The following is a 426-nucleotide window of genomic DNA, read 5'->3' on the forward strand; positions in this document are numbered from 1 at the left end:
ATCCTGGTCGCTCTCGATTGCGCGAAAATAGGGATAAACCCCCTTATCCCGTGCTTGCTGAGCCGCTTTGCAAGCGGGACTTACCGACAATTTCTTTTCTAAAAGATTCATAACCTTAATATAAGTTTAAAAAGCAGGGCGCAAAGTTAATATAATTTTTTCAATCTCAAACTATGGTGGATTTCCGGCATGCCGAAAAGACCATACTAAAAACGGTCATCCCATCTTTTGAATGCGCATATTGCAGTTTCCCGCCGTGCAAACGCATAATATATCTTGAAACGCTAAGCCCGATGCCCGACCCTGACGATTTGGTCGTAAAAAACGGAATAAAGATATGCGGCAACACTTCCGGCGGAATGGGCTGACCGGAATTGGCAATGTTGAGGCTGATTCTATCCGGTGTCTGTTTGCCAACGGGGAGGA

1 protein-coding gene is annotated in these 426 nt (G+C 45.3%); it reads right to left on the minus strand.

Translation table 11 applies throughout. The annotated features are described in order from the left end of the window. Positions 1–166 precede the first annotated feature (166 nt). The coding region (locus ASC50_RS05005; protein ID WP_162491143.1) for an ATP-binding protein at positions 167–426 on the minus strand (260 nt) is incomplete at its 5' end.

The sequence above is a fragment of the Candidatus Symbiothrix dinenymphae genome (genome assembly GCF_001431085.1).